This is a genomic window from Achromobacter sp. UBA4530 (assembly GCF_002388205.1).
GTDB lineage: Bacteria > Pseudomonadota > Gammaproteobacteria > Burkholderiales > Burkholderiaceae_B > Achromobacter > Achromobacter animicus.
Genome location: NZ_DGMA01000025.1, coordinates 333829 through 357403, shown reverse-complemented (window position 1 = coordinate 357403; position 23575 = coordinate 333829). Strand labels below are relative to the sequence as shown.

Here is a 23575-nt window from a genome sequence, read left to right as displayed (position 1 = left end):
ACTCTCGCCATGACCTTGCCGTTCTTTCAATTGCGCCGCAACGCCTTCGGCCGCCTGGAGTTCCAGTCGGCCGACGGCGAATCGCATGAAGGTGTCATCCCGGTGCGCGCCTTCCCGATCAGCGAGGCCGGGCGCGGACTGTCGCTGGTGACCAGCGACGGGCACGAGCTGCTGTGGATCGAACATCTGTCCGACGTCCCCGCCGAGCCGCGTGCGCTGATCGAAGAAGAACTCGCCAGCCGCGAGTTCATGCCCGAAATCCGCAAGCTGTCCAGCGTGTCCACCTACGCCACGCCCAGCGTTTGGAAGGTGGATACCGACCGCGGTCCAACGTCGTTCACGCTACGCGGCGAAGAAGACATCCGCCGCCTGTCCGCCCAGACGCTGCTTATTGCCGACAACCACGGCATCTTCTATCTGGTGCGCGACATCCAGTCGCTGGATAAGCACAGCCGCAAGCTGCTGGACCGCTTTCTCTGACGGCAAGGCGGTCGTACAACGCCGGTGTCAGACACCCCGCCCCTTGAACGGCGTGTGCGATTCCAGTTCCCCCAGATAGTCCGTCACCGCGGCGGTTTCCTCATCCAGGAAATTCTGGATCGCCTCGGCGAACCCCGGGTGCGCCACCCAGTGCGCTGACCACGTCGGCGTGGGCAGCAGGCCGCGCGCCATCTTGTGTTCGCCCTGCGCGCCGCCCTCGAAGCGCGCAATGCCATGCGCGATGCAATAGGCGATGGACTGCATGTAGCAGGTCTCGAAGTGCAGCCCCGGTACGTATTCCGTCGCGCCCCAATACCGGCCATATAACGCGTCGCCGCCCGCCAGGTTGAGCGCCGACGCGACCGGCACGCCGTCGCGTTCGGCCAGGATCAACACGAAGGCATCGGGCTGGTCGCGGTATGCCTGTTCGAAGAACTCGCGGCTCAGATAGGGCGGGTTGCCGTGGTCGAAGTAAGTGCGGCAATAGCAGCCGTAGAAGAATTCCAGTTCCTCCGCGCCGATCTCGGCGCCGCGCAGCCAGCGGAAGGTGAGGCCTGCGGCGGCGACCTTCTTGCGGTCCTGGCGGATCTTCTTGCGCTTGTCATGGCTCATGGTGGCCAGGAACGTGTCGAAGTCGGCGTAGCCCGCGTTGGTCCAGTGGAACTGCACGCTCTCGCGGATCATGAAGCCCGCCTCGCGCAGCGCGCGCACGTCTGCGTCGGCCGGAAACAGCAGGTGCAACGACGACACGTTGACCTCTTCGGCAAACGCGACCAGGCCGCGCACCAGCGTTGCGCGGTCTTCGTCGTTGGCGGCCAGCAGCCGCGGGCCGGTGACCGGCGTGAACGGAATGGCCGACAACAGCTTGGGGTAGTAGCGCATGCCGTGCCGCTGGAAGGCGTCGGCCCACGCGTAATCGAACACGTACTCGCCGCGCGAATGCGACTTCAGGTAAAGCGGCACCGCGCCTGCCAGCACGTCGTCGCGCCACAGCGCCATGAAATGCGGCGCCCAACCCGTCTGTCGCGACGCGCAGCCCGTGTCGTGCAGGGCAAGCAGAAAGGCGTGCCGCAGAAAGGGTTGGTCTCCGGCCAGCGCGTCCCATTGCCGGGCGTCGATGCGGGACAGATCGGTTTCCAAGGTAAGGCGCAGGGGATCCATCCGCGAATGATAAAGTCTTCGGCAGCGCATGGCGTGCAAGCCATGGCAACGACAGGGATTTGAGGCGTCCACGCGGCGCCCGGGAACGACGGCAATATGGACAGCAGCAAGACTGCCCCCGGCGGGCAGGATGACGATGCGCACGGCATGCGCGAGCAGGCGCTGGCGGCGCTTGCCGCCACGGCATGGCCCGACAAGCTGGCGCGCGTGCGCGCCATTGCCGACGACGCCCGGCTGGATTGCGAGCGCGTTCTTGCGCCCGTTGCGGGACTGCCCGGCCGCCCCGCAACGCCCGAACTGGTCGCGCCGGGCGAGGTCAGACAGCGGTCCATGGCCACGCCGGAAGGCAGGGCAGCGCTCCTGCACGCGCTGGCCCACATCGAATTCAACGCCGTGAACCTTGCGCTGGACATCATGTGGCGGTTCGCAGGCATGCCCGAGGCGTTCTACCGCGACTGGCTGCGCGTGGCGCGCGAAGAAGCGCTGCATTTCGACCTGCTGCGTCAGCGCCTGGACACGTTGGGCTATGCCTACGGCGACTTCCCCGCGCACAACGGATTGTGGGATATGGCCGAGCGCACGCAGGACGACCTGCTGGCGCGCCTGGCCCTCGTGCCGCGCACGCTGGAAGCGCGCGGCCTGGATGCGTCGCCGATGATCCGCAACAAGCTGGCGGGCGCGGGGGACGCGCAAAGCGCCGCCATCGTCGACATCATCCTGCGCGACGAGATCGGCCACGTCGCCATCGGCAACCATTGGTACAAGCAGCAGTGCGCGCAGGCGGGCAAGGAGCCGGTGGCCTGCTATGCCGAACTGGCGGCGCGCTATCAGGCGCCGCGCCTGCGCGGCCCCTTCAACCTGGAGGCGCGGCGCGCCGCCGGATTCGACGACGACGAGCTTGCCGCGCTGCAGGCCGGCTGAATGGACGACGGGAAAATGGACATCACAATCGACGCGCTGCTGACGGGCGCCGTGCGGCCGCTGGGCGATTCGGGGCGCGACAGCGGCATCGACAAGCACCCGGTCGCCGAGCGGCGCTGGCTCGGTCTGGAAGGACTGGACGGCGACGCGCAGGCGGACCGGCGCTTTCACGGCGGGCCGGAGAAGGCGCTGCACCACTACGCGCGCGACCACTATCCCGCCTGGCTGCAGACGCTGGGCGAACGCGCGGTGCTGCGCGCGCCCGGCGCGTTCGGCGAAAACCTTTCCACCACCGGTCTGACCGAAAGCGACGTGTGCGTGGGCGACGTCTATCGCGCGGGCACCGCGTTGATCCAGGTGTCGCAGGCGCGCCAGCCGTGCTGGAAGCTGGATCACCGTTTCCAGCACAAGGGCATGGCCGCGCAGGTGCAGGCCAGCGGCATGACGGGCTGGTATTACCGCGTGCTGCAAACCGGCTGGCTGGCGCCCGGCGACTCGCTGACGCTGCAAAAGCGGCTGCATCCGCAGTGGTCGCTGGCGCGGGTGCAGGACATCCTGAACCGCCGCGTGCTGGACCCGGACGTGCTGCACGCGCTGGCCGCGCTGCCCGAGCTGTCGCCGAACTGGCGCGCGCTCTTTGAAAAGCGCGCGCGCGCCGGCGAAGTCGAAGACTGGACGCGGCGCCTGCAAGGCGATGCGGCCATCGCACCTCCCAAGGAATCCCAAGCATGAAATCCCTGTTGCGCCGCTCGCGGTCAAACACTGCTGTAACTCGCGCGTTGACCGCCGCCGCGATCACGACCGCCGCGCTGATTGTGCCGGCGCCGGCGGCGCTGGCCGCCGGCGATTTTGCCGCCTGCCTGTCGCAGTTGCGCGCGCCCGCCTTGAAGGCCGGCGTGTCGGCGGCGACGTTCGACACGCACACCGCAAACCTCTCACCCGACATGGCGGTGATCGACCTGCTGGACGCGCAGCCGGAGTTCAAGACGCCCATCTGGGACTACATGGCGGGCCTGGTGGACGACGAGCGCGTGGCAGATGGAAAGGCCGGCATGGCGCGGTGGCAGGCCGAACTGGACCGGGCGTCGCAGCGTTACGGCGTGGACCCGGCCACGATTGCCGCGGTGTGGGGCGTGGAAAGCAACTTTGGCCGCACGCTGGGCGGACGGCCGCTGTTGACGTCCTTGTCGACGCTGTCGTGCTATGGCCGGCGCCAGGCGTATTTCCGGGGCGAATTCTTCTCCACGCTGAAGATCATCCAGGACGAACACATCGCGCCCGAGCGCCTGGTTGGCTCGTGGGCCGGCGCGTTTGGCCAGACGCAGTTCATGCCGTCGACCTATCTGCGGCTGGCGGTGGACTTTGACGGCGATGGCAGGCGCGATCCGGTCGACAGCGTGCCGGACGCGCTGGCATCCACGGCGAATTTCCTGAAGCGCGCGGGCTGGAACCCGGCGCTGGCCTGGGGCTACGAGGTCAGGTTGCCCGCGAAACTGGACACGTCCGGCGCGGGCCGCAAGAACAAGCGGCCCATGTCGTCGTGGGTGAAACAGGGCGTGACGCGCGTGGATGGAGAGGCGCTGCCAGGCGGCGATATGCCGGCGGGTCTGCTGCTGCCGGCGGGCCGCAACGGTCCGGCGTTTCTGGTGACGCGCAATTTCGATGCCCTGTATTCCTACAACGCTGCCGAAAGCTATGCGCTGGCCATTGCGCATCTGTCCGACCGCCTGCGCGGCGGCGGCCCGCTGACCCAGGCCTGGCCCACGGACGATCCCGGGCTGTCGCGCGCCGAAAGGCGCGAACTGCAGCGCCTGCTGATCGCGCGGGGCTATGAGCTGGGCGAGCCCGACGGCATGATCGGCGCTCGCACGCGCCAGGCCTTGCAGGCCGCCCAACGCGAACTCGGCCTGCCGCCAGACGGACGCGCCGGCCAGAAGGCACTTAAGACGCTCAGGACGTCGGCAGCCACGCCGAAGGGATGAACCGAAAGACCTATCCAAAAGCATGAGCCGCCCGCGCGATTTACAACTTTTGCAAAGTCGTCGCGGGCGGCAACAGCATTGCCGCACACCGCGCTTTTCATCGGCCTATACTGATTTCCCGACTTTTTCAGGAGCGCGGCAATGAGTCTATTGGACACTTTGGCCTCGATGGCCGGCGGTGGTCAGCAGGGCGGTTCGGCCTCGCTGCTGCCCGCGCTGATCGAGCAACTGAACAAGTATCCGGGCGGTCTGACCGGTCTGATCGCCAGCTTTCAGAAGGGCGGGCTGGGCGAAGTGGTGGCGTCCTGGGTGGGCACGGGGCAGAATCTGCCCGTCAGCCCTGACCAGCTCGGTTCCGTGCTGGATCCCGGCGTCGTGAACGAACTGGCGGCCAAGACGGGGCAGGACACCACTTCGGTGCTGGATTCGCTGTCGGCCCTGCTGCCGCAACTGGTCGACAAGGCCACGCCGGAAGGCGCGGTGCAGCCCGGCCAGCCATTCAACCCCGCCGATCTGCTGGGCTCGCTGTCCGGCATGTTCGGCAACCGCGGATAAAGGCTGGGCAGTCCCCTGATACCCCCGCAGCTCAAATCCCCCCTGCGCCGGCGCCTCTTTCAGGCGCTGGCGTTAAGCGCCCTGGCGCCGCTGGCGGCATGTTCGCCGCCGCTTTCCCTGAACGCCACCTTCCTGCAGCTCTGGCGCAGCCACGCGGACCTGACGCCCGAAGACTGGCGCCAGCGGCTGCGCAGCTTCCGGCGGCTGGGCTGCCGCGAGATCTTCCTGCAATGGACCGGACTGGAAGGCGGGCGGCCGGACGACTGGATGGCCCCCGGGGCGCTTCTTGCGAACCTGTTCGACGAAGCCGCGCACCAGGGCATTGGCATCCACGTGGGCCTGCCGTACGACCAGCGCTGGTGGGACGTGCTGGCCCGCGCCGACACGCCCGCGCTGGCCGCCTTTCTGGACCAGACGCGCGAACGCGGCGCCGCGTACATGCGGGAGTCCGGCTGGAATCAGCGCCGCGCGTTTCGCGGATGGTATCTGCCGTACGAGCTGGAACAGTACAACTGGGCGCCCGCCGATCGGCAGGCGCTGCTGGTGCCATGGCTGGACGCGTTGTCGCGCGAGGCGCAAGAGACCAGCAGCAGCGTGCCGTGCATCTCGACGTATCACAGCCGCCTGCCGGGCGACGGATCATTGGTGAAGTTGTGGAGCCATGTTCTGGACCACGTGGGCATACACCCCATGATCCAGGACGGCGTCGGCGTGGCCGGCTTGGAGAACCTGCGGGCGCTGGAACCGCTGCACGACATGCTGCTGGCGCGCCACGCGTCTTTCGACCTGATCCTGGAACTGTTCGAGGAACTGCCGTCGGGCGCCACCGATGGCTCGACCTTCAAGGCGCGGTCCGCCGATTTTGAGCGGGTGCGTGAGCAGTGGGAGGTGGCGCGCGGCTACGGCGCCAAGCGCATCGTGGCCTTTGCGCTGGACCCGTGGGTCATCGACGACACGCCGGAGGCTCGCGCGCTGATGCAGGCCTGGATGGACGCCCGGCTCTGAAGTTCGCTTTGGCTGCGCGGCCCCGCAGTGCGCCTCTGGAATGCGCGGCGTCAGGCGCGCCGCGTCAGTTGAAGCTGCGGCCGATGATTTCCAGCATGACCTCGTTGGTGCCGCCGAAGATGCGCAATGCCCGCGCGTCGGCCCACGCGCGGCCGATGCCGTATTCCGCCATGTAGCCGTAGCCGCCGTAAAGCTGCAGCAGATCGTCCAGAATGCGCCCCTGCATCTCCGTCGCATTCAGCTTGGCGATGGCTGCCGTCGTCGCGTCCAGCTCGCCTTCCATCATGCGCGCCAGACAATCGTCCAGGAAGACGCGCAGCATGGCGCTCTGCGCGCGCGCATTCGCCAGCTTGAAGCGCGTGTTCTGGTAGTCGATCACGCGGCGCCCGAACACCTTGCGATCGCGCGTGTACTGCGCCGCCTGGTCCAGCATGCCCTCCTGCGACGCCGCTGCGCGCAGCGCGATTGCCAGTCGTTCGCGCGCCAGCTCGCGCGTCATGATCTCGAACGCATTGTTCAGCGGACCCAGCAGGCAGTCGGCGGGCAGGCGCACGTCGTTGAAAAACAGTTCGCAGGTGTCCTGGCTGTGCTGGCCGATCTTGTGCAGGGGGGCGCCCTTCGTGTAACCCGGCAGGTTTTCCTCGACGCAGAACAGCGACAGCCCGCGCGCACCCAGATCGGGATCGGTGCTGGCCAGTACGATGGCCAGGCCCGCGTTCACGCCGTTGGTGATGAAGGTCTTCTGACCATTGAGCACGAAGTGTTCGCCATCGCGCCGCGCGCGCGTGCGCACGGCCTTCAGATCACTGCCCGCATCCGGCTCGGTCAGCGCGATGGCGCCGATGGTCTCGCCGCGCGCCATGTCGGGCAGCCAGCGCTGTTTCTGCGCGTCGGTGCCGACGTTCAGCAGATACGGCGCGACCATGTCGGAGTGGATCGAAAAGCCGATGCCCAGGAAATTGGCGCGCGCCAGCTCCTCGATCACCACGGCCGAATGCCCGAAGTCGCCGCCCGCGCCATACGGATCCGGCAGCGCGCAATTGAGCAGCCCCTCGTCGCCGGCCCGCCGCCACAGCGCGCGCGGGGTCACGCCGGCGTCTTCCCATTCGGCATAGCGGGGCGCGATCTCGCTCTCGATGAAGCGCTTGACCTGGTCGCGGAAGAGTTCGTGGTCGTCCCGGAAAACGCGGCGCATGATGGCCTCCCTATTTCTTGTACGCGTCCGTGCCGCTGGTCTGGCCACGCAGCACGGGGGCCTCGGGCGTCCCGGTCAGGAACAGGCTGTAGTGGTCGCCCGGCTGCAAGGCCGGCAGCGGCAGCGCCTGCGACGCGGCCGTGCCGCAGCCGGCGGCCAGCGTCGCGCTGACCGGGTTGATCGCGCGCGCGGCGGACGCGCCGGGCTCGACGTCCTTGAACAGGACCGGGCCGGACGGACTGACGGACAACTGCCCGGCGGGGCAATCCGTCGCCAGGTTGTAGAAGCGCAGCTCGGCCTTCAGCGCGTCCTGCGCGCCGGCGTTGTCGTCGATGACGCTGAACGACAGCCTGCCGCCGTCACGCCGCGGCACCAGCGTGCTGAACGTGTCGGGCGCCACCTGCAGCGTGCCGGCAAGCTTGCCGTCGATGCGCACGTCGAAGGGCTGATTGCCCTTCACGATGGCGTAGGTGGTGGCCTGCCGGTCCGGTCCGATCTCCTGGACCGGCCCTTGAGCGACCTGCGCCTGCAGCGGGTTCACGTGCGGATTGACCACCCGCACGAACGAGGAACCCGCCGGCGGGCGGGCGGCATACAGTTGCGCCAGCACGCCTTCGGCGGCGGCGCTGGCGGAGCAGGCCGCCAGCGTCAGGGCGAGGGCGAGACGAAAGGTTGTGCGAGTCATGTTTGCGGCTCCGGTTTCTTGCTGAGGCGCGTTTCAAGATACAGGCGTTCGAGCTGCTTGCGGTCCGCCTTGTCCGTGCTGGTCGTGGGAAAGTGCGGGCACGCCACCAGTTCTGACGGAATCATGTACGGCGGCAAACGCCGGCCCAGCGTGACCTTCCAGTCTGTCAGATCAGCGGGCAGCGGTTGCAGGCCGACGGCAGGGGAGTGCGTACGCTGGCCGTTTGCGGCGGGTTCGACAAAGCCGATCAGCCTGACGATAGCGCCATCGGGCCGCCGCAGCGCCACCGTGGCGCCGGCACGCACGCCAGGCAGGGCGGCGATGGCCGCGTCGATCTCCGCCAGTTCGATGCGGTACCCATGCAGCTTTATCTGATCGTCGATGCGGCCGCGGAAGGTGACGAGTCCCTGCGCGTCGATCTCGCCCAGGTCGCCGCTGCGATACCCGCGCTTGCCGTGGCGCGTGAACATGCGCGTGGCGTTCAGGTCGGGGCGGTTCAGGTAGCCGCGCATGACGTGGTCGCCCGCGATGCTGATCTCGCCGTTTTCGATGAAGACCCCGGCATAGGGCTTGGCGCGGCCAATGGGAAATGGATTGGGCGCCGCCGCGCGCAACGCCGGGTCGATCTCAACCCAGGTGGTCGAGCACGTCGCTTCGGTCGGGCCGTAGGAGTTGACGATGCGCACCTGCGGAAAGCGCTGCCACAGTTCCTCGGCCAATGCGGGCGTCAGCGATTCGGCACCGAACACGAAGACGCGCAGATCGGGCAGGTGGGCGTGGTTGAACTCAGGGTTGAACAATTGCTGCCGCACGAACGAGGGCGTGGAGGCCCAGACGCTGATGCGGCTGCAGGCCAGATACTGCACAAAGGCGTCGCGCTGCGCGATGGTCTCGCGCGGGCACAGCACGCAGGTGCCGCCCAGCGTCAGCGCGCCCACCCAGTTGAACAGCGAAAAGTCGAAGCTGAACAGCATCTGGTCCATGAAGACCGGCGCCGCGCCCAGCGCGAGGCAGTCGCGGATCCATCCGGCAAAGAGGCCGATGCTTTCGCGGCCGATCTGCACGCCTTTCGGATCGCCGGTGCTGCCCGACGTGAACATGATGTAGGCCAGACTTTTCTCTTCCAGCGGCACGGCCTTACCGCCCGTGGAAACGAATTGCGCGGCCTGCGCGTCGTAGCGCAGATCCGCGCGCACCAGCTCGCCGATGCGTGCAATGCGTTCGGGCGGGTTGATGACATCCACCGGCACGAAGGGCACGCCCAACCGCAGGCAGCCCAGTATCGCCACCAGAAACGCCGTCTCCTTGTGGCCGGAAATCACCAGCGGCGTATCGGGTCGCGCGCCCGCGTCCCGCGCTTCCTGTACCCAGGCCTCGGTGGCGGCACGCAGCGCGCGCCACGACGTGGCCCCGCGCGCGTCCACGACCGCGATCGCGTCGGCGTCAGTCTGCGTGTCCGCGAAATCGAATGTGGTGAAGTCGAAGCGCATGGTCCTGCCCTCCCGTGGCTGCGCGTCAGGCGCCGCGCCGTTCCGCGATGAAGGCGGCCAGCGTATGCACCGATTCCAGATGCACGTCGATCTCGGTGGGCGGGATCTTGCAGCCGAATTCGCGCTCGACCGCCAGCGCCACGTCGACGGCCGCCAACGAGTCGACCAGCCCCGATTCGATCAGCAGCGTGTCGGGATCCACCTGCGTGAGGATGATGTCTTCGACGAGTTGCGCCACTTTGGCTTCGATAGCGTTGATGTCCATGTCTTGCTCCGCGACCCCGTGGGATCAGAATTGGAAATAGAGAAACCGGGCTTCCTTGTGCAGGTTCACCAGGCAGAAAGCCAGCAGCACGAGCATGACCGCCAGCCACGCGACATTGGGACGCCAGCGCATGAACGTCTGTGGGGCCTCGCTCGGCTTGAACAGGGCGGGCGACCAGCGGCCCAGGATCTGGTGCGAGTTGGGCGCGAACCATGCGATGCCCAGCAGCACGACGGCATAGATGAGCTGCATGTGGTGGCCGGCGATGACGCGCCAGGCGTCGCCAAAGGCCAGACCCGCGACATGCGCGGACATGTCCAGCGGCTCGATGCCGCGCGCGCCCGTCATGCCCTGCACCAGCAGCATCGCGTCGCCCACGCCGTGGGCGCGGAAGAACGCCTGCGCCACCAGCACCGCGACAAACGTGATCAGCACGCACAGCGCGCGCGTGGCGGCAAGCGTGTTGCGCGCAGCGGCGGGCTTGCGGCCCACGACGAAGATGCGCCAGGCATGGTTCACCGACAAATACATGGCGTGCAGCAGTCCGAACACCACGAACTGAAAGCCCGCGCCGTGCCACACGCCCGCCAGCGTCATCGTGAACAGCGTGGGCAGCGCGATGCTGCCGGCAAAGCCGCCGAGCGTCTTCAGCCCGGCCGAGCCCACCGGCAGGTTGCGGTTCGTGCGCCACTTGTTCACCGCCACCGCCACGGGGTAATACAGATACGCGGTGATGTAGCGCGTCAGCGTCATGTGCCAGCGCGCCCAGAATTCGATGATGTTGCCCGCCTTGTAGGGCGAGTTGAAATTCAGCGGGAAGCGGATGCCGAACATCTTCGCCAGGCCCAGCGCCATGTCCGAATAGCCCGAGAAATCAAAGTAAAGCTGGAGCGCATAGCAAAGGCTGGCGCCCCACGATCCAAAGAACTGCAGCTCGCCCGGCGCTGCGAACCCCGCGTCGGCGTACGGCGCGATGCCATCGGCCAGCAGCACCTTCTTGGCCAGGCCGATCACGAACAGGATCGCGCCCACCGACAGGTTCTCGGCCTTGAAGCGGTAATTCTCCGGCTGCGCGAACTGCGGCATCATTTCCTTGTGATGCAGGATCGGGCCGGCGATCAGGTGCGGAAAGAACGTCACGAACAGCACGTAGCTCAGCAGGCTGCGCTCTTTCACGACGCCCGCCTTGCAGTCCAGCAGATAACCGATCTGCGTGAACGTGAAGAACGAAATGCCCAGCGGCAGGATGATGTCGTCCGCGGTTGCCGCCGTCATGCCCAAGTCATTCAGGAAGTTCAGCAGCGTCACGAAATACTTGTAGTGAAACAGCAGCGCCAGGTCTGCGCCCACGCCCAGTCCCACGATCAGGCCCTGCAGCCGGGGGCGTGCAGCGTTGTGCAGGATCAACTGGCTGACCAGGTAGTTGAAGGCGATGGAGCCGGCCAGCAGCACGACGAACTGCGGATTCCACCAGCCGTAGAACACCAGCGAGGTCAGGCACAGCCACAGCGCCGCCAGCCGCACGTTCAGCGGTCCCAGCGCGTAGTACACCGCCAGCGTCACGGGCAGGAAGATGAACAGGAACAGGTAGGAGTTGAATAGCATCTTGGTTCGCTACGGGATGCGCGCCAGCAGGGCTTGTTCGTCTGCGGTCAGCGGCAGCGACAGGGCGTTCTCCGAGAACTCCCAGATCACGAGCTTCAGGCTGGCGGGCCATTGCGCGCGCTGTCCCAGCGCCATCGTCAGCGCGCCCGAGAACTGTCCGCCGTCCAGACTCATGTTCCAGACTTCGCGCCCCAGGTCCATGCCCAGGCGCTCCCCGAACTGGCTGCGGCGGCCGTTGGAGGTGCCCGCCAGCAGCACTTCTACCGGGGGCGGTTCGTCCAGGAGGCCGCCGCTGCGCACGGGTTCGATTTTCTCCTCCGACACCTGCTCCAGATCCGGCCGCCATCCGGCGGGCGCCTGCTCCAGGCCCGCCAGCACGATCAGGTCGCCCATGCGCGGCTGCGGCGCAGAGGCCGGTTCCGTCTTGAACGCCTGCGTCCCCTTGCCGTTCAAAAGCGGCAACGCCGCTTCGGCCACGCGCGAGGCTGCCGCCTGCGCACCTTGCGCATTCATGTGCACATCCGTACGGAAAAAGCGGGGCGCGGGGGCCGCCATCAGCGCGTCGCGCAGGTCCACGAAGGGCACGCCGTCCGCGCGCAGCGCGGCCTGCCAGGTGTCCAGCGTCTGGCGTATCGGTTGCGACACGGGCAGGCCGCAAAGCTGGGCGGACTCGATGCGCGACTTGTCCGGCACCGCGACCACCAGCACCTGCACCTGCTTGGCGCGCAGTTCGCGCACCCAATGCCGCATCAGGCGCAGGCGTTCGTCGAAGACGTGCACGCCGGGCGGCGGCCGCAATCCGTCGCGGTAGAACAGCCAGCCAGGGCAGCCCATCGCGACCTGCTCGCCCAGGTCGCCGAACAATCGATAGCGCAGCGCGGCATTCCAGGTGTCGACGTCGGCCTGGCGCGGCAACGCCAGCGCCTTGTTCAGCGCGGCGCCCGCCGAGCCATCCAGCCACGCTGACGGCGACATCGCGACGGCGCCGACGCGCGCCTGCATCAACCGCCACCCGCCCCAGCCCAGACCGACGGCCAGCAGCACGGCGACCACCCAGGCGGTCAGCCGATGGTTGGCGTCCGGGCGGCCGGCGCCGGGACTTCCGGTGCCCCGGCCTCCGGCGGCGTGCGTCGTGTCCGGCGTACTCACGTGCCTACTTCCCGATAGCCGCTTTCATGCGCGAACGCCAGGTGTCGGCGCTCATGATGGAGGCGTTGTCCCACAGGCCGCGGGCCTCCGGTCCCTGCGCGTAGGTGGGTTCGAACATCTGCCAGACCAGCACCTGCGGCTTGTTCTGCTTGAAGGCGGGCGATTCCAGATACTCCAGCAGCATCACCCAGTGGCCCACGTTGCCGGGCTTCCAGTTGACGGAAACGGGACGGTCCAGCGCGTTGGACAGCTTCTGCGGAAACCCGAAGTAGGGCTGCACCATGCTGTGGCCGGTGACGTGCACGGGCGCCGGCGTGTCGTCCACGAGGCTCTGGCTATCGGATTGGCGCCGCACCGTGAAGGTCTCGCGGCCCGCCTGCTTGCGCTGGTCCGGCGTGAGGAAAAGCTCGGCCAGGTCGCCATATCGGCGCTCGTTGACCACGCTGCCCAGCGCCATGCCGGTGCCGGGCTTGCCGGCCAGCGTCTTTACGTCCTGCTTGATGCGCTGCGCCAGCGCATCGGCGGTGGCGTCTGCGGCGGCCTGCGTCCAGTGCTGGTCGGTGCGGTAAAAGACTTCCTGGCCGCTGCTCTTGACCCGCTGCAGCACGGCCTCGTCGTCGATGGTCGCGACGCCGGCCTGCTTGAGCTTGTCCTGGATGGTCTGATAACGCTTCTTAACGTCGGCGCTGAGCGCTTTGCCGTCCGGCAGCCTGTCCTGATAGAAAAGCGTCTTGTCGGGCAGCACGAGCACCTCAAGCTGAATGCCCTTGGCCGCCAGCGCGTCACGCGTCTCGCGCACCAACTGCGTGGATGCGTCGATGCCACGCATATCCACCTGCGTCAGGCTGCCCCAGCCGGGAAAGAGCCAGTTGTCCTTGCCCTGAATCACGATGGACGAGGCCTGTTGCGCCTGCGCCGCAGTGGCGCACGCCGCCATCAGGGCGGCCGATGCCAGCGCGCGGGCCAGCGGGCCGGAAAGGCCCGGCAGGGTGCGCTTCGGAAGACGGGTTGAGGTGTGCATGGGTGAACTCCTTGTATTGCGGATCGGGTGCCGTCAGTACGACAGGGTCAGGTTGATGAACAGGCCCTTGGCCCGATCGGCCTGCCCGCCGCCGATGTTGAAGCGGTATTGCGTCGTCAGATCCAGGTAGGACATGGGTGCGGTGTAATGGCCTTCGCGGAACCAGTAGCGCAGGTTGAAGCCGGGACCGGCGCCCATGGACCACGACGTGGTGTCGCCCAGCAGCCGGTAGGAATCCGAACCATCGATGTCAAAGCCGGTGACACGGTTCTTGTTCCACAGCCAGTCCGCGCCGATGACCGCATAGGGAAAGAACACCAGCCGTTCGCTGATGGCGTCCACGCGATAGCTGCGGCCCACGCGCAGTTCGCCGGCGCCGAACGCCTGGTCGCGTTTCAGGCGGCCCGACGACTTCTCGCCGTCGACGCCCGTCGCGTTGTCGCGCAGCCAGAACTTGGCCGGCATGTCCTGCCAGGAATAGCCGGCCTGCACATAGCCTTCCATCGTGAACCAGTCGGGGCGGTCGATGCGCAGCGTCGTGCCTTCGTACAGGCCGTAGGTCACGTAGGCAAGCCAGCCGCCGCTGCCGGCGTCCGTCTGGTAGTGCGCGGTCTTGTCGCGGAGGTCGTCTCCGCAGCGCAGCGCCGCCGGTTCAGGGCTGAATGTGCCCCGGCGCGTAGCGCTGCCCAGGTTGAACTGACGCTCCAGGCCGAACGTCAGACCCACTTCGGTGGACGGCGTGAATCGCATGCCGAGCGACCCGATGGTGGTGGGAAGGCCTGAAATGCCCGGATTGGATGATCCAGCGATATCGATGGTGGATGGTTGGGAATTGTCGCCCGTCCTCTGGCAAGGGTTCGACACCGTCTGGCTCGCGGTCCGGCTACCCTTGTCGTACAGCGTGTTCGACAGGCGTCCGTACAGTTCAAAGGTCCGCGTCGACGAATTCAGGAAGTCCGACGGCCGCCAGAAGATCTCGGCGGTGCTGAACACGGCGTCGCCTGGCACGGTGATGGCCGCGCCGCCTAATCCCGAGGATGCAGGCCGCGCCCCGCGGTAGCCCGCGGAAAAGTACCCGCCCCATTCGCGCGACAGCCCGCCGACCGCGTTGCGCGTGTCAAAGCGCTGCTGCGGCGTGAGCTCAAGTTTGCCGGCGTCGTTCTCGTCGATCGCCTCCTTCAGGCGATCCACCGCGCCGCGCTTGTCCCCGACGCCGGCCAGCGCATAGCCTTCATCCAGGATCACGGTCGGCGGCGCCTTGCCGGTGGCGCGCGCCGCCTGGAAGTCCTCCAGCGCCAGCTTGGGCTGACGCATGCGCTGGTGCAGGTAGCCGCGCTGCATCAGGAGCGTTGGATCGTCGGGCTGCGCCGCTAGCGCGGCGCTCATGCGCGTGTTGGCCTCGGCCAGTTGCGCGGCGTTGCCGGCCGCCAGCGTGGTGGTCAGCAGGCGCTGGTACTCCTTGTTGGCGGGATCCTGCTCGGCAGCCTTGCGCGCCTGGCTGATGGCTTCCTGGTAATCCTCGCGCGCGTACGCGGCATAGGCCAGTGACGCAGGGCCGCCGCTGCCTGCGGCATCGGACGGCAGCAGTTCGCACGAGGTGCCGTAGGGCGTGTCGCGGCAGTCCTGCACCGGCGCGGGATAGTTCGCCAGCGTCAGCGTGGCGGGGATGGCCGGGCGCGCGCTCGCGCGCTTGATGCGCTGCGCGGCCGCCTCATCCTTGCCGCCCAGCGGTTCGACCAGCGCCAGCGCGCGTGCGTTTTCGCCCGCGGCCAGGGCGGCGTCGGCCGCGATCAGGCGCACGTTGCGCCGCTGTTCGTCGTCCAGCCAGTCCTGCTTGAGCGCCGCATCGAAGTCCGCGTCTGCTTCTTGCGTCCGGCCCTGGCGCTGGCGCAGGTAGCCGCGCATCAGTAGCGCAACGGTGTTCTCATCGTCCTGCCGCATGGCGTCCGTGGCGGCTTCCTCGGCGGCGGCGAGCTGGTTGTCCAGCATGAGGGCCGTGATGAGGAGCAGGCGATGGCTGGGACTTTCGGGCGCCAGCGCGACGGCCTGCCGCGCCAGAGGCACGGCGTCGCCGGGGCGGTTGGCGATCAGCGCCTGATAGCCTTCCTCGGCCGGCTTGACTGCCATCCGGCGCTTGAGCGTCTGCTGCCGCGCGGCCAGGTCGTTGCCGTTTGGCGCGCCCAGCGACACGGCCTTGGCCGCGGCAGCTTCGGCCTCGGCGTACTTGCCCTGCGCTTCCAGCGCATCGAGCCACAGCATGGCCCATGCGCCCTGTTTGGGATCGATCCGGAACGCGCGTTCGGCGCCGCGCTCGGCTGCGGGATAGTCCGCGCGGTTGTAATCGGCATAGGCGCGGGTGGCGATGGGAAAGCCGCGCTGGTAGGCACTGCTGGTCCGGGGCGCGGCCGGCGAGGCGGCGGGCTGGGTGCCAGGCCGGGTGGCGGCGGCAGGGCGCAGGTTGGCGCGCGCCTGGCGCAGGGCCGGCGAGTCCAGCCCGCTGGCGATGGCGTCGGCTGCGGCCTTGTCGGCTTCGGCAAGCTTGCCCTGCTTTTGCAGCGCGTAGATCAGCAAGAGGCGCAGGCGCTCCACGTCCGGGCGCAGCACGATGGCTGATTCCGCCTGCTGCTGCGCCAGCGCATAGTTGCCGGCGTCGTAGTTCTTGTAGCCCTCGTCGGCAAACTGCCACGCCGCGCCTTCCAACGGCGCTTCGGCCCCAGGCTGCGTTTGCGCTCCAACAGGCGCCGCAGCCCAGGCACAGGCGAGGGCCGCGGACAGAACGAGCGAGCGAGGAAAGGACATCATGGGGGTGAAGGTTTGGTGGCGGGCGCGGCCGGGGGCTCGCCTTGTCCGGCCTGTTGGAATTGGATGGCTTCGGTCAGCGTGCCTTCGTCCAGCCAGCCCTGTTCCGTCAGGATCTGGCCCAGCGGCTTTTTCTCGCGCGCCTGGATTTCCAGGGCCTGCTCCAGCGTGGTCTGGTCGATGGCCTGCCACGACAGCAGCAGCTCGCCCAGGCGCTGGCGCTGCTGCGCCAACTGATCCGTGGACGGGAAGTCGTGCATGGTCTTGTCCCACGCCAGCCGCTTGCCCGTAATCAGATGGCCGATGAACAGACGCCACGCCCGGGCCGCCGCCATGGCGTTGATGAAATTGCCGACGATCATCCGCGGAATCGACAGCAGCGCGTGCTCCCAGCCATACATGCGGCCGACGAAGTACGCGCGCTGCACCACGCGCAGCAGCAGGGCGACGGCATTGGCCCACATCAGCGTCACCAGCCAGCCGCCGGGCCGGAAGTACGACGGGTAGTACACCGTCCACCAGCCAAACAGGTCGGCCAGATAGAAGACGAAGAAATTGGCCAGCAGCACATAGGCCAGGATGGCGATGAAGGACGTCACCAGGCCCTTGCGATCGCGAAAGAGCAGGTATTTGGTCGCGAGTGACCCCGTCCAACCCACCTGCTGCCAGCCCTGCAGCCCGATGCCCAGCGTCCAGCGCGCCTTTTGCCGGTACGCGGTGCGGAAGGTGTTGGGAAAGTACTCTCGCACGCCCAGCGGCATGCGCAGATGTGCGACCTGTTCCTTGCCCAGGCCGAACCACGATTGGCGCCGCGTCACGTACTCGACCGGGAACTTGCCGAAGATCTGGCGCATGCCGCGCTGGGCCAGGCGCGCGCCGATGTCGTAGTCCTCGGTCAGCGTGTCGGTGTTGAACGGCTGATTGTTCGTCTCGGCCGCCAGCTCCACCAAGGCGCGGCGCGAAAAGCACGTGCCCACGCCCGCCGACGGCACCATCTTCGACAGGCTCTCGCGCACCACCAGGTCCTTGGTGTGCCATTCGGCAAACTCGTCCATGTAGGTGCCCGCCACCAGCTCGTACCAATGGCGCTCCAACGAGGTCACCGGCAGCTGGATGAAGTCGATGCGCGGCAGCAGGTAGTTGTAGTACTTCAGCTCCAGCGGATGCAGCACGTCTTCGCTGTCATGCAGGATCACGCCGGCAAAGGGCACGGGCTGCTTGGCGTCCTGCGCGAAGATCGCCTGCACGATCCAGTTCAGGCAATCGGCCTTGCAGGTCGGGCCATCATGCGGCACCTCCACACGGACCAGCTGCCGGTAGCGGCGCCGCATCCGTTCCACTTCGTTGATCGTGCGCTCGTCGTTCTGGTAGGTGCCGGCGAAGATCATGTAGTTCTTGTATTCCAGCGTCGACACCATCGTCTCGAGCATGGACGCGATCACGTCGTACTCCAGCCAGGCCGGCACCATGATCGCAAGCGGCTGCTCTTCCTTGGCGCGAAGCTGCGCGGCGGTCAGCGGCGTGTAGCGGCGCTTGATGGTCAGTGACCGCCACAGCTCGCGCACCCAGTACCAGCCGTCGATGAACAGGTCATCCAGGCTGGACAGGAGGATGATCACGCCGACGACGGCGGTCACAACCTCCAGTCCGCGGTAGTAATCCGCGATCAGGTAGGGCCAGTAGAGCGAGGACATGACGCCGTGGCCTTAATGGGGATCCTTGCGATTCCTGCGGGCGACGCGCATGGCGAAGATCAGGAACAGAAGCAGCACCAGCAGGCTGATGCTGATGGCCGGCACGCTCCACGAGATGTAGCGCCGCCATTCGAAGAAGGCGCTTTCCCCCGCGCCCGGCGGGTGGCTCGCGTCGGGGTTGGCGCTGTCGATCCACGCGACGGGCCCCGCCGCGCCGATGATCGCGATGTTGCCGCGATTCAGCACAAACGGCGCATCGGTCATGCCGGGCTGCTCGCCCAGCGTGTGCCACAGCACGCCCTCCTGGCCGCCCGCGCTGACGACTTCCGCGGTGCTCAGTTGCGTCAGCCCCGAGATGTCCAGCAACGTCGTGTCCTTGCCGGCCACCTTGAGCTGCTTGCGTTCATTGACCTGAACGGCGGGCTTGGCGCCGTCGACCGGCAACTCCATCGCCAGGAACGCGCGGGCCGGCTTGACGGCCTGGCCGGCGGGCGACACCGACAGCTCGGCACGCGAGGCCGACACGCCGCTGGCTGCGGCGATGCCGATGACGCGCTTGATGTTGTCGGGCGCATCGGCCAGATAGCTGTCCGGAATCAGCAACTGCGGCGACCCCGCCATCAGCGGCAAGAGGCCCACGAACGTGCCGTCGGGCTGCGCCTTGCCGGGCTTCACGTAGCTGGTCGGCAGCACGTTCACGGGATAGCCCTGCGGAATCTCATTGCAGTCCACCGACACGGGCTGGCGCTGGAAGGTCACGCGCACCGCGTTCGTCACGCCCAGTGCATAGCCGGGCACCCGCGCCGTCAGCCGTTCGGGCCGTCCGTCGGCTTCCAACTGCTTGGCGCCCAACAGGATGCCGTTCCAGAAGACGGATGCAACAGGGCGCGTGGACGAGGCCCCGGGCGCCGCTGCCACGTCCATGATCAGTTCATCCGGCACGCGGCCGTCGGTAGTCACGGCGGCCAGCGGAAACGACGCGTTCCAGTCCCCGCGCGCCACCACGTCAAAGCTCGCCGACGAGCCGCCCAGCGTCGACAGGCGCACGCCGCCATCCTGCATGGACTGCGGGGGGAGGGCGGTCTGCACCTGCACCTGGCGGCTTGCCAGGATGCGGCGCCAGGCCGTGTCGAAAACGCCGGCGCCTTGCGCGCCCGCGTCGGCTGCGACGGCGATCACCGCCTGGCGGCCCAGCGACACCAGGCGGATCTCCTTGGACGCCAGACCGGCGCCCGCCAGCGGCATGCGCTGCTGGCGCCACGCCTTGAAGGCGTCCGCCGCATCGGGATCGGACGCAAGCTGCGCCTGCAACGCGTCCAGCGCTTCGTTGTACTTCGTGCTGAGCGCGGCATCGGCAATCACCACGTCTCCGGCGACGGCCGGCGCGCCCATCACCAGCAGGGCGCCGATCTCGGCGGGGTTGGCGAGCTTGTGCGTTTCCTTGCCGGTCAGCGCGGCAAACGCCGGCACCTGTCCCAGTCCCGCCGGGGCCTGCAGACCGCGCGTGTCGACCGCTTCGCCCACCGCCGGGAAGGCCCGGACCGCCACGCGCTTGCCGCTGCGCTCCATTGCCACGCCCAGGCGCCAGGCGCTGTCGAAGGCCTGCTGGTCCAGCTTGCGGCTGGCGACCATCAACACGGGCTTGCCCGGCAGCGAGCCCCAGGCGTCGTCAAGGCTGTTGATTGCCGACGCGTCATAGCGGTAGCTCAGCCGCGTCTGCGGCGAGATCGTCAGGGCATTGCCCGTGGCGCGGTTGCTTTCGCAGTGGCGCAGCGCGATGTCGGACTGCCAGTCCACGCCCAAGCGCAAGAAACCCGACTCTCGCGTGCGGCGTTCGACGGCGAGCGTCCGGCTGGCCGAGCCTTCGCCATCGGCGACGCGCTGCGCCGTTTGCGGCACGCCGTCCAGCCACAGCACCATGCTGGTCCGGCCCGGCTCGCCCTTGGTGTAGCGCGCGTCGAAATCCAGCCGCGCGTCCGTGACCGGCACACCGCGCGGCACCGGCAGATAGAACTCCTGCCGCGCATCGCTGTTGGACAGGACGACGGGCTCGGTGATGCCCAGGTCTTCCAGCGTGGTGCTGCGCGTCACCATGTCGTCGCTCTGCAGCCGGCGCAGCGCGTCGCCGGCCGGACTGGCCAGCGCGGCCAGCGGCGCCAGCAGCCCCGCCGCGACCAGGGCGCGGCACAACGTACGGACATCGGTGGCTTGTAAGGAGGAGGGCATGAAAGCTCCAGGCAAGATAGGCATCGCGGCAGATAGTCAGAGAGAGGAGGGGGCGCCGTGGGGAGAAAATTCTGATACGGCGCGGCCGCAGAGCGCATCGACAATGCGCTGGCTGGCCTTGCCGTCGCCGTATGGATTGATCCGCCGCGAGAAGGCGCTGTGCAGCCCCGGGTCATCAAGCAGTCGGTTGACCTCGGTGACGATGCGCCGCGTATCGGTGCCGACCAGCGCCACCGTGCCCGCCCGCACCGCTTCCGGACGCTCCGTGACGTCGCGCATCACCAGCACCGGCTTGCCCAGATAGGGCGCCTCTTCCTGCACCCCGCCCGAGTCGGTCAGGATCAGGTGCGCGCGCTGCATGAACCACACGAAATCCAGGTAATCCAGCGGGTCGATCAAGTGCACGTTGGCAAGGCCGGACAGCTCGGCCATCACGACGCCGCGCACCTGGGGATTCAGGTGGACCGGGTACACGATCTGCAGGTCCGCGCGCCGGGCCAGATCGGCCAGCGCGGCGCAGATGTTGCGAAAGCCCTCGCCAAAGCTCTCGCGCCGGTGGCCCGTGACCAACAGCAGCCGGCGGTTCGGGTCCAGCCATGCGTATCGGGTCTGCAACATGCGGGTCAGGGCGCTACCGGCGGTCAGCTTGGCGCAGGTCATGGCCAGGGCGTCGATCACCGTATTGCCGGTTACCGTGATGCTGCCCGCCAGGTTTTCGCGCAATAGATTCCCGCGCGACTCCTCGGTGGGCGCAAACAGCAGGTCGCCGATCGCGTCGACCACGCGGCGGTTCATTTCCTCGGGAAACGGCATCGCCAGGTTACCGGTGCGCAGCCCGGCCTCGACGTGACCGATGCGCACGCGCCGGTGGAACGAGGCCAGCGCACACGCCGATGCCGTGCTCGTGTCGCCATGCACCAGCACGCAGTCCGGCTTCTCCGCTTCCAGCACGCCATCCACGCGGCTGATCAACCGGGCGTACAGGCCATTCAACGTCTGGTTGGGCACCATGATGTCCAGGTCGTGCTGCGCCTTCAATTCGAAGAGCGCAAGCACCTGATCCAGCATTTCCCGGTGCTGCCCGGTTACGCAGACCACGCTCTGGATCTGTGGCTCGTTCTGCAACGCGGTGACCAGCGGAGCCATCTTGATGGCTTCGGGACGCGTGCCGAAAATCGACAGGACTTTCATGACGGTGTGGCCCCCAGCGCCGGTGGCATTTTCTTGCGGCTATTTTGTCTTGAAAGCATTCGTAATATGTGTCGGAATATGTCGAGCTTTCCTGGCATCAGGCGCGTGGTAAAGCCTCGCTTCGCGCGATCGCATCACAGGGGAGATGCAGGTTTCATCCGGAATTTGGGGTCAATTCACCTGTGGCTGTTACAACGGCCAAGATAAAGCACGAAACAATAAATTTCCGTTATGAACGCCGGGCTTTAAACGCGCCGATTCGCGCCAACGGAAATGCCGCGTTGCAAAACGGGGCCGTTGTGCGCATAATCACGAGTAATTCTTATTTAGATTTCCGGGCGTTCCATGATGGCCCGAGGTCCTTCTACCGCCGTGGCCAGCGACGCGCCGTCCTCACAAATCGAATTCCTGTACACCCACCATCACGGATGGCTTCATGGGTGGTTGCGCCGGCGCCTGGGCAATTCGTGTGACGCGGCCGACCTGGCGCACGACGCTTTTGTGCGCCTTATCCAGAAGCCGCGCCGCTTCGACAGCGCTCCCGAGGCTCGGGCGTATTTGCGCGCCATGGCCAACGGCATGTGCGTGGACCTGTGGCGGCGCCGCCAGATCGAGCAGATGTGGCTGGAAGAGCTGGCCGCGCGGCCCGAGGCCGTGGCCCCGTCGGCTGAACATCAGGTGATCGTCATCCAGGCGCTGCTGGAAATTGACGGCATGCTGCGCAGCATGCCGGTCAAAGCCGCCAATGCTTTCGTCATGGCGGTCGCGTGCGAGATGTCCGACAAGGAAGTGGCGCAGGAGCTGGGTGTGTCCACCCGAATGGTTCGCAAGTACGTCGCCCAGGCCATGCTGCACTGCCTGATGCTGGAGGCGCGGTCGGTGGCCATCGAACCGCCGATCCATGTGAATTCGGCCGCGCCCGTGGGGACCGGTTCGGCATGACAGGCTGGGATTTCCGCGTTCGAGGCGCAACATGACCTCTGTGCAATCCGCCGCCGAGCCCACGCACCAGGCGCTTGAGCAGGCTGCCGAATGGTTTGCGCTGCTGCGCTCCGGCGAGGCCACGCCCGACGAGCGCCGGCGCTGGCAGTCCTGGCTTGAACGCGCGCAGGAAAACCGGACCGCCTGGGGCTACGTCGAGCGCATCAGCAGCCAGTTCCAACCCGTCCAGTCCAGCCCCGGCCGCGACGCCGTCGCCAAGGGCTATTGCATGGCCAACAGCCGCATGGCGCGCCGGCGTCAGATGTTGTTCGGCCTGGCGGCGCTGGCCGGCACGGGCCTGTCCGGGCTGGCGGCGTGGCGCCTCACGCCTCTGCCCGGCGTGGTGCTGGCCTGGGCGGCCGATCACCGCAGCGCCACCGGCGAGGTCCGGCAGATCGAACTGGCTGACGGTTCCGTTGTCTGGCTCGGCACCGGCAGCGCCTTCGACGAGGATTACAGCGGCGGCCTGCGCCGGCTTCGCCTCTTGGCAGGCGAAATACTGATACAGACCGCGGCCGATCCCGCACGCCCGTTTGTCGTCGATACCCCGCAGGGCAGGGTGCGCGCCCTCGGCACGCGATTCACGGTGCGGCTCGACGGCGACGAGACGCTGGTGGCGGTCTACAAGGGCGCCGTCGAAGCGCGCACCGCCGTCACGGGCAGCACGCGCGTTATCCAGACGGGCGAGCAGACGCGCTTCACGGATGCAATGCTGGCCGTCACGCAATCCGCCGACCCCGCGCGCGAGGCCTGGTCGCGCGGCATCCTGGTCACCAACAACACGCCGCTGGCGGATGTCGCCAGCGAGCTGCAGCGCTATCGCGGCGGCGTGCTGCGCGTGGCGCCCGAGATCGCCAACCTGCCGGTCATCGGCAGCTATCCGGCCACCGACCCCGATCGGGCGCTGGCCATGCTGGAAGGCGTTCTGCCCATCCGCATCCAGCGGACCTTGCCGTGGTGGGTCAGCATCCAGCCGCGAGGCGGTCCGGTCGGCAGCCGCTGACGCGATCCTCACCCTTTCTCGCCACCTGCCCGTCCGCGATTCATCGCGATTCGCACGGCATCGCAACAATTTTTCTCCCGCCCGGTTCCGCTTTTGAGGTTCTCGTTCGATTCCCCTAATGAGAGCGAATTCAATCGCACGGCTCGTCGATAAACCTCATCGGAACC

General features: G+C 67.4%; 20 protein-coding genes. 8 read left to right on the top strand and 12 right to left on the bottom strand.

From position 1 onward, the window contains the following. Positions 1–9 precede the first annotated feature (9 nt). Positions 10–480 carry a DUF1854 domain-containing protein gene (locus B2W22_RS18620; protein ID WP_175122860.1) on the top strand — a complete coding sequence of 157 codons (471 nt, stop codon included), beginning with the start codon at positions 10–12 and terminating at the stop codon, positions 478–480. 27 nt (positions 481–507) lie between these two features. On the opposite strand, the gene B2W22_RS18615 is transcribed toward B2W22_RS18620, so the two are convergent. Then, positions 508–1641, bottom strand: a complete 1134-nt coding sequence (locus B2W22_RS18615) for a GNAT family N-acetyltransferase (protein ID WP_175122859.1) — start codon at positions 1639–1641, stop codon at positions 508–510. 96 nt (positions 1642–1737) lie between these two features. Between B2W22_RS18615 and B2W22_RS18610 the strand changes: the two genes are divergently transcribed. The 5 genes from B2W22_RS18610 to B2W22_RS18590 all read left to right on the top strand — a co-directional run bounded on the left by B2W22_RS18610 (position 1738) and on the right by B2W22_RS18590 (position 6104). Then, positions 1738–2562 carry a ferritin-like domain-containing protein gene (locus tag B2W22_RS18610; RefSeq protein WP_175122858.1) on the top strand — a complete coding sequence of 275 codons (825 nt, stop codon included), beginning with the start codon at positions 1738–1740 and terminating at the stop codon, positions 2560–2562. 15 nt (positions 2563–2577) lie between these two features. Further along, on the top strand, positions 2578–3294 hold the full coding sequence (locus B2W22_RS18605) for an MOSC domain-containing protein (RefSeq protein WP_175122857.1): 717 nt from the start codon (positions 2578–2580) through the stop codon (positions 3292–3294). 5 nt (positions 3295–3299) lie between these two features. Continuing rightward, positions 3300–4544, top strand: coding sequence for a lytic murein transglycosylase (locus tag B2W22_RS18600; RefSeq protein WP_414631986.1), 1245 nt, complete (start codon positions 3300–3302; stop codon positions 4542–4544). Between the two features lie 141 nt (positions 4545–4685). Beyond that, complete coding sequence (locus tag B2W22_RS18595) at positions 4686–5099, top strand: YidB family protein (RefSeq protein ID WP_175122855.1); 414 nt, start codon at positions 4686–4688, stop codon at positions 5097–5099. A 3-nt stretch (positions 5100–5102) separates the two neighbouring features. After that, entirely contained in the window at positions 5103–6104 is a 1002-nt protein-coding gene (locus B2W22_RS18590; protein ID WP_175123343.1) for a DUF4434 domain-containing protein, read from the top strand. A gap of 64 nt (positions 6105–6168) precedes the next feature. Here B2W22_RS18590 and B2W22_RS18585 read toward each other — a convergent pair whose 3' ends face one another. From B2W22_RS18585 to wecB, 11 genes are all read right to left on the bottom strand, one after another. Beyond that, complete coding sequence (locus B2W22_RS18585; protein ID WP_175122854.1) at positions 6169–7299, bottom strand: acyl-CoA dehydrogenase family protein; 1131 nt, start codon at positions 7297–7299, stop codon at positions 6169–6171. A 10-nt stretch (positions 7300–7309) separates the two neighbouring features. Then, positions 7310–7984: an alginate O-acetyltransferase AlgF gene (locus B2W22_RS18580; RefSeq protein ID WP_175122853.1), complete on the bottom strand. Its 675-nt coding sequence runs from the start codon at positions 7982–7984 to the stop codon at positions 7310–7312. Next, positions 7981–9474 carry an AMP-binding protein gene (locus tag B2W22_RS18575; protein WP_175122852.1) on the bottom strand — a complete coding sequence of 498 codons (1494 nt, stop codon included), beginning with the start codon at positions 9472–9474 and terminating at the stop codon, positions 7981–7983. The genes B2W22_RS18580 and B2W22_RS18575 overlap by 4 nt, the downstream gene beginning before the upstream one ends. 25 nt (positions 9475–9499) lie before the next feature. Beyond that, positions 9500–9739: an acyl carrier protein gene (locus B2W22_RS18570; RefSeq protein ID WP_175122851.1), complete on the bottom strand. Its 240-nt coding sequence runs from the start codon at positions 9737–9739 to the stop codon at positions 9500–9502. 24 nt (positions 9740–9763) lie between these two features. Beyond that, a complete protein-coding gene (locus B2W22_RS18565) occupies positions 9764–11344 on the bottom strand; it encodes an MBOAT family O-acyltransferase (protein ID WP_175122850.1) in 1581 nt (526 codons plus the stop codon). Positions 11345–11353: 9 nt separating this feature from the next. Beyond that, positions 11354–12409, bottom strand: a complete 1056-nt coding sequence (locus B2W22_RS18560) for an alginate O-acetyltransferase AlgX-related protein (protein WP_254594950.1) — start codon at positions 12407–12409, stop codon at positions 11354–11356. Positions 12410–12497: 88 nt separating this feature from the next. After that, on the bottom strand, positions 12498–13514 hold the full coding sequence (locus B2W22_RS18555; protein ID WP_286939113.1) for an alginate O-acetyltransferase AlgX-related protein: 1017 nt from the start codon (positions 13512–13514) through the stop codon (positions 12498–12500). A gap of 33 nt (positions 13515–13547) precedes the next feature. Continuing rightward, entirely contained in the window at positions 13548–16316 is a 2769-nt protein-coding gene (locus B2W22_RS18550; RefSeq protein WP_175122848.1) for an NfrA family protein, read from the bottom strand. Continuing rightward, on the bottom strand, positions 16313–18007 hold the full coding sequence (locus B2W22_RS18545) for a glycosyl transferase family protein (RefSeq protein ID WP_175122847.1): 1695 nt from the start codon (positions 18005–18007) through the stop codon (positions 16313–16315). The genes B2W22_RS18550 and B2W22_RS18545 overlap by 4 nt, the downstream gene beginning before the upstream one ends. 12 nt (positions 18008–18019) lie before the next feature. Next, a complete protein-coding gene (locus B2W22_RS18540) occupies positions 18020–20233 on the bottom strand; it encodes a cellulose biosynthesis cyclic di-GMP-binding regulatory protein BcsB (protein WP_175122846.1) in 2214 nt (737 codons plus the stop codon). A gap of 36 nt (positions 20234–20269) precedes the next feature. Continuing rightward, positions 20270–21424, bottom strand: a complete 1155-nt coding sequence (wecB, locus tag B2W22_RS18535) for a non-hydrolyzing UDP-N-acetylglucosamine 2-epimerase (protein WP_175122845.1) — start codon at positions 21422–21424, stop codon at positions 20270–20272. Positions 21425–21769: 345 nt separating this feature from the next. Between wecB and B2W22_RS18530 the strand changes: the two genes are divergently transcribed. Together B2W22_RS18530 and B2W22_RS18525 are read left to right on the top strand one after the other, a co-directional pair. Then, complete coding sequence (locus tag B2W22_RS18530) at positions 21770–22366, top strand: sigma-70 family RNA polymerase sigma factor (protein WP_414631981.1); 597 nt, start codon at positions 21770–21772, stop codon at positions 22364–22366. A 31-nt stretch (positions 22367–22397) separates the two neighbouring features. Continuing rightward, entirely contained in the window at positions 22398–23408 is a 1011-nt protein-coding gene (locus B2W22_RS18525) for a FecR domain-containing protein (RefSeq protein ID WP_286939111.1), read from the top strand. The last annotated feature ends 167 nt before the right edge of the window (positions 23409–23575 follow it).

What these genes read in the sequence shown, in the direction of transcription:
- B2W22_RS18585 (WP_175122854.1), bottom strand. Translation starts at nt 7,299, where the DNA reads ATGCGCCGCGTTTTCCGGGACGACCACGAACTCTTCCGCGACCAGGTC.
- B2W22_RS18545 (WP_175122847.1), bottom strand. Translation starts at nt 18,007, where the DNA reads ATGTCCTCGCTCTACTGGCCCTACCTGATCGCGGATTACTACCGCGGA.
- wecB (WP_175122845.1), bottom strand. Translation starts at nt 21,424, where the DNA reads ATGAAAGTCCTGTCGATTTTCGGCACGCGTCCCGAAGCCATCAAGATG.
- B2W22_RS18555 (WP_286939113.1), bottom strand. Translation starts at nt 13,514, where the DNA reads ATGCACACCTCAACCCGTCTTCCGAAGCGCACCCTGCCGGGCCTTTCC.
- B2W22_RS18575 (WP_175122852.1), bottom strand. Translation starts at nt 9,474, where the DNA reads ATGCGCTTCGACTTCACCACATTCGATTTCGCGGACACGCAGACTGAC.
- B2W22_RS18525 (WP_286939111.1), top strand. Translation starts at nt 22,398, where the DNA reads ATGACCTCTGTGCAATCCGCCGCCGAGCCCACGCACCAGGCGCTTGAG.
- B2W22_RS18530 (WP_414631981.1), top strand. Translation starts at nt 21,770, where the DNA reads ATGATGGCCCGAGGTCCTTCTACCGCCGTGGCCAGCGACGCGCCGTCC.
- B2W22_RS18620 (WP_175122860.1), top strand. Translation starts at nt 10, where the DNA reads ATGACCTTGCCGTTCTTTCAATTGCGCCGCAACGCCTTCGGCCGCCTG.
- B2W22_RS18595 (WP_175122855.1), top strand. Translation starts at nt 4,686, where the DNA reads ATGAGTCTATTGGACACTTTGGCCTCGATGGCCGGCGGTGGTCAGCAG.
- B2W22_RS18615 (WP_175122859.1), bottom strand. Translation starts at nt 1,641, where the DNA reads ATGGATCCCCTGCGCCTTACCTTGGAAACCGATCTGTCCCGCATCGAC.
- B2W22_RS18580 (WP_175122853.1), bottom strand. Translation starts at nt 7,984, where the DNA reads ATGACTCGCACAACCTTTCGTCTCGCCCTCGCCCTGACGCTGGCGGCC.
- B2W22_RS18550 (WP_175122848.1), bottom strand. Translation starts at nt 16,316, where the DNA reads ATGATGTCCTTTCCTCGCTCGCTCGTTCTGTCCGCGGCCCTCGCCTGT.
- B2W22_RS18610 (WP_175122858.1), top strand. Translation starts at nt 1,738, where the DNA reads ATGGACAGCAGCAAGACTGCCCCCGGCGGGCAGGATGACGATGCGCAC.
- B2W22_RS18605 (WP_175122857.1), top strand. Translation starts at nt 2,578, where the DNA reads ATGGACATCACAATCGACGCGCTGCTGACGGGCGCCGTGCGGCCGCTG.
- B2W22_RS18565 (WP_175122850.1), bottom strand. Translation starts at nt 11,344, where the DNA reads ATGCTATTCAACTCCTACCTGTTCCTGTTCATCTTCCTGCCCGTGACG.
- B2W22_RS18540 (WP_175122846.1), bottom strand. Translation starts at nt 20,233, where the DNA reads ATGCCCTCCTCCTTACAAGCCACCGATGTCCGTACGTTGTGCCGCGCC.
- B2W22_RS18570 (WP_175122851.1), bottom strand. Translation starts at nt 9,739, where the DNA reads ATGGACATCAACGCTATCGAAGCCAAAGTGGCGCAACTCGTCGAAGAC.